This is a genomic window from Dietzia sp. NPDC055340, from assembly GCF_053645335.1.
Genome location: NZ_JBSHML010000038.1, coordinates 1 through 4,028 on the forward strand (window position 1 = coordinate 1; position 4,028 = coordinate 4,028).

At 65.0% G+C, this 4,028-nt stretch carries 4 protein-coding genes and 1 rRNA gene; 3 read left to right on the plus strand and 2 right to left on the minus strand.

Going from position 1 to position 4,028, the window contains the following annotated elements; translation table 11 throughout:
• Window positions 1-289: 289 nt before the first annotated feature.
• Window positions 290-847, minus strand: coding sequence for a TetR/AcrR family transcriptional regulator (locus tag ACWIFB_RS17215; RefSeq protein ID WP_454058885.1), 558 nt, complete (start codon window positions 845-847; stop codon window positions 290-292).
• Window positions 848-999: 152 nt separating this feature from the next.
• Here ACWIFB_RS17215 and ACWIFB_RS17220 point away from each other — a divergent pair, with 152 nt between their 5' ends.
• The 3 genes from ACWIFB_RS17220 (at window position 1,000) to ACWIFB_RS17230 (ending at window position 3,746) form a co-directional block, all read left to right on the plus strand.
• Entirely contained in the window at window positions 1,000-1,698 is a 699-nt protein-coding gene (locus ACWIFB_RS17220; protein WP_454058886.1) for a hypothetical protein, read from the plus strand.
• 66 nt (window positions 1,699-1,764) lie between these two features.
• Window positions 1,765-2,169, plus strand: a complete 405-nt coding sequence (locus tag ACWIFB_RS17225; protein ID WP_454058887.1) for a cytochrome P450 — start codon at window positions 1,765-1,767, stop codon at window positions 2,167-2,169.
• Between the two features lie 1,091 nt (window positions 2,170-3,260).
• Window positions 3,261-3,746 carry an ATP-binding protein gene (locus tag ACWIFB_RS17230; protein ID WP_454058888.1) on the plus strand — a complete coding sequence of 162 codons (486 nt, stop codon included), beginning with the start codon at window positions 3,261-3,263 and terminating at the stop codon, window positions 3,744-3,746.
• A 191-nt stretch (window positions 3,747-3,937) separates the two neighbouring features.
• Here ACWIFB_RS17230 and rrf read toward each other — a convergent pair.
• Window positions 3,938-4,028, minus strand: a 5S ribosomal RNA gene (gene rrf / locus ACWIFB_RS17235); the annotation flags it as partial.

Here is a 4,028-nt window from a genome sequence, read left to right on the forward strand (position 1 = left end):
CCCTGGTCCAAGGCCCGGAACCTCTCGGCCCGAACCCCGCTCCCTGGCGGCTCCGATAAAGTTACACGCACCCCAACACAACACCAAATCCCCAGGTCAACGGGCATGAACGTCGCTACACCATCGCTCTGTTGCACGTGCTCAGATCTGGAGCTTCGGCAGAACCGGTCCCCTCGGTTGAATCGAAGTGGCGGTCCGACCTCGAGCGCCGGCCCGGGAAACAGGCTCCGATGCATTATCGACCGCGCGCCATCAATGCCCGGGCCGCGAACTCGAGCTGGAGTACCGGTCACCTCGAGTGCTGCGCACCGCGATCTGCCACGAAGTCGGCAAGGAGATCGAGTTGGGTCTGTTCCCCTTCGCCGGCGGGCCACCAGAGGAACGAGAGCAGTACTCGAACCGCGAGCTGGACGTGCTCATCGGGCGGCTGCTTCAGTCCGATCAGCTCGGCAGCGATACCGGATACGGTCTGCGACTCGATGAGCGCCTGGGACTGCGCGGCAACGCCGGAAGAGAAAAACTGTGATGCGATGCGGTCACGGCGGGCCGCCGCCAGCGCGGATGTCAAAGCGGCGATAACACGCCGCCGCCCCGTGAGCCCCTCCACGTGCGCGGCAACTTCCTCGACGATGCGCGCCGAAGACCGTGTGAGAACCGCTTCGATGATCGCCGCCCTACCTCCAACGTGTCGGTAGACGGTCGCCCGTGAGCAGTGTGCCCGGCACGCGAGTTCTGAGACATCGAGCCCGTCGATTCCCTTCTCAACAATCAGCGACGAGGCCACGGCTAGCAGGCGATCGCGTGCGTGTCGGTCCCTCGCCGCACCCAGCAACCAGTCTTCGGTCATATCTCATTATGAGACACCCCTTCCCGGCCGTCGCAACGTCGGCGCAGCGTACGAAGGCGGCGTGAAACACCCTGCGCGCACGGCAGCGCGCGCCGTCTCGGTTGTCTGCGGAGGCGTCGACCTGCACGGGCTGATGCGCGAGTCTGTCAGCCATGACTACCGCACAGCAGATGATGATCCTTCTCGAGTCGACACACCCGGGCCCGCCGATCGAGCGACTCGGCGACTCGACCTTCTACTTGGTACGGTCCCGGGACCTGATCGCCGAGGTGACCGCGCGGACCGCGGAGTTCTCGTCCAATCTCACCGCCACGATGGTCATCGACGAACACGGGGCAATCACGGAGTGTCCCGTCGCCGGACTCGGGTCCCCCATCCACGCCTTGGCTACTGCCGACGGACAGACCCACCGAATCCACCGCACGCTTGTCCTTCCGTCACTGACGCCACGAAAGCTGCGGTCCTGCGCACCATTTGTAGACCAGACCATCCGGCAACTGTGGTCGGAGAGCTACGACGACGGAATTGACTGGGTCACCGAGATCGCCGAGAAACTCCCAGCGGCGGTCGTCGCCGAGCTCATCGGCGTTCCGCAGCACCGAGACCAACTACTGACCTGGGCCTTCGCCAGCCCCGCGATCCTCGACGGCGTGGTGACCCAGGACGAACTGGACGACGCGGTCAACAGTGTCGGGAACTTCATGGCGTTCCTCGATGAGCGGCTCCACCGGGCCCGGGTCGTCCTTCCCCCTACCGTGGTCGGAGACCTGGCACGCCTGGTAAACAACTCAGACATCGACCACGACGTCGCGACTTACGTCCTTGTCCAGCTCATCGTGGCCGGAATTTAATCAACCGTCGGCCACCTGGGATCCCTGGCATGACGTCTCGGCCGACACCCTGAGCATCTCGCCGCCATGCGTGACGTTCCGCCCCGGCGGGATGAGTTCATCGAAGAAGTTCTCAGGCTCGACGCGCCCTTCGTGGGCCACTACCGCCACGTGGTCAGCGATACCGAACTCGGCGGCACACGTCTGCCCGCGGACTCTCGCGTGTTCCTGCTCTGGGGGCGCGCGAACCGCGACGAACAGTACTTCGACCGGCCCGACGAGTTTCACCCGGGTCGGGACGACGGTGCGCACCTGAGCTTCGGCCGCGGGATCCATTTCTGCGTGGGGGTCGCTCTCGCAGGACTCGAATCGCGGACAGCGCTCGACTTCCTCTTAGAGCACGACGCCCATATCCACATCGATCCCAGCGCACCGCAGTGGCACCCGAGCCTCCTGGCCAGGCGGCTACGAGCATTGCGACTGACCGAATGACAGGCAGTCATCCAGGACCGCGCGATGGTGTCACCGCCAGAACTCGACTGACACCGGCTATCCGGTGGAAACTGAGCCCTCGCCTCCCCTGAGCGGGTGATTGCAGCCGAGAAGGCGGCCGAGACTGGTCGGTCGCGCGGGCAGTTAAGCCGTTCCGATCAACGAGAACTCCAAAGCCATTGGGATCGCGAATGGCACGATGAGATCTGCGCTCGCGTCCTCGGCGCCGCCCGAGAGCCAAGGGCGCAGAGAGCATCGCTGGTCGACATCAAGGACCCCTGGATCCCGAGGTTTCAGGCCGGGTGACTGACGATGCCGGCAACCGTGATAGCCGAACGGAGCGCGTGGCCGCATGCGATAACGGTGCTCGGTGGCGCGTACAGCCGGAACGTTCGGAGTGTCGCGGGGCCGACCTGATGTGTCGGATCGAGCATAAACTTGGCGATACGACGCACTACGGTCTGTAGTTTTCCAGCACACGACCCGTGGCTGATGGCCAGAGCGCCCAGATGCGGGTGTGGGCTTCTACGCTCGCGATCTCGCGGTTCATCTCGATGACCGAAAGTCCAGGGTGCGGCTGCACGCCCCGACAAGTACCTCGGCAGGTCGATCCTGATGGCTGGGAGGTTCACTGGTCCCGGACGCACCCGCAGAGTTCTCCGAGCAGTTGGCCAGACCAGATAGCCCGACCTTGCGTGCCGATCAGTGCGCCAGCACTCCGTCGGTTTCGATTAGATGGACTACATCGAGCCAGCGAGTAACCGGCAGCCGGCTCGGTTCCTCGAGCTGTTAGCACCGTCGGTACGCGGCTACGACGCCCTGTACGACCTCGCCTATCGCCGGCGTCGTGCCCCTCGACTCAGAGGCAGCGGCTTGAGCAGTAAAGCCGCCCCGGTCGTCTGTGCCGCCAGGGTGTTCAAGATGCCGACCACCCTCGCACGTTCGGCAGCCGCACATGCGAAAGGACTTCCCCACACTCCTGGCGGACACAGCCGGTTGCAACGCGATCGCCGCCGGCTACCCCGGGCAGTTCGAAGGCCACGCAGCTACCCGTCTCGAAGCCGAGCTACGCGAAGCGAGCATCGATGTAGCTGCTCGTCTTCAACCAGGTCGACTACATCCCGTTCGACTCCGACACGACGAACTTGTTCTTCCGACTCGAGTCCCTCCCCTACGACAGGAGACGGATCGTGGCTACCTTGACCACGCCAATCGGCCGCTGGGGAAAGATCCTCGCCGGCGCGCTCGTTGCCGCCGGGATGACCGGCCGCCTCGTCGTCACCCACGCCGAGGTACTCGCGCCGACGAAAAGTCCGCCATCTAGCGATCCGCAGGCAGGCCTGCTGATGCTGGGCGCACCGGACTCAATCTCGGCCACCAAGCCACCCAATACAGCGCCGCGCTTCGTCTCCCCGCCCAGCCCAGCCCCCAGATCAGGGCGCTCCTGCTCACTGTGGGCCATCAGCCACGCGTATCCGATCGGTCGCTCGGCCGCAATCGTCCAAAGCGCGCGGTCGTTAGCTGCACGGTCGATTGCCGCCGGTCTGCAGCGATCCTCGTCGCCCCGACGTGGATGAGTCGGGATACCCAGGCTGGCCCCCGGCGTCTGTGGGTGTGGTGGGTGGTGGGTAGTGGTCCGGGGCTGGCGGGCTGGTGCCGGTGGGCTGGTGCCGGCGGGATGCGGGTTTTGGGGGTGGTTGGAGGCGGGGTGGTGAAATGGCGAGAACCCCAACCCGTGAGGGGTTGGGGTTCTCGCGTGTGAAGTTGTGTTCGGCGGTGACCTACTCTCCCACACCCTCGCGAGTGCAGTACCATCGGCGCTGGCAGGCTTAGCTTCCGGGTTCGGAATGGGACCGGGC

Coding starts and splice junctions, on each gene's coding strand:
- ACWIFB_RS17215 (WP_454058885.1), bottom strand. CDS start 847: ATGACCGAAGACTGGTTGCTGGGTGCGGCGAGGGACCGACACGCACGC.
- ACWIFB_RS17225 (WP_454058887.1), top strand. CDS start 1,765: ATGCGTGACGTTCCGCCCCGGCGGGATGAGTTCATCGAAGAAGTTCTC.
- ACWIFB_RS17220 (WP_454058886.1), top strand. CDS start 1,000: ATGACTACCGCACAGCAGATGATGATCCTTCTCGAGTCGACACACCCG.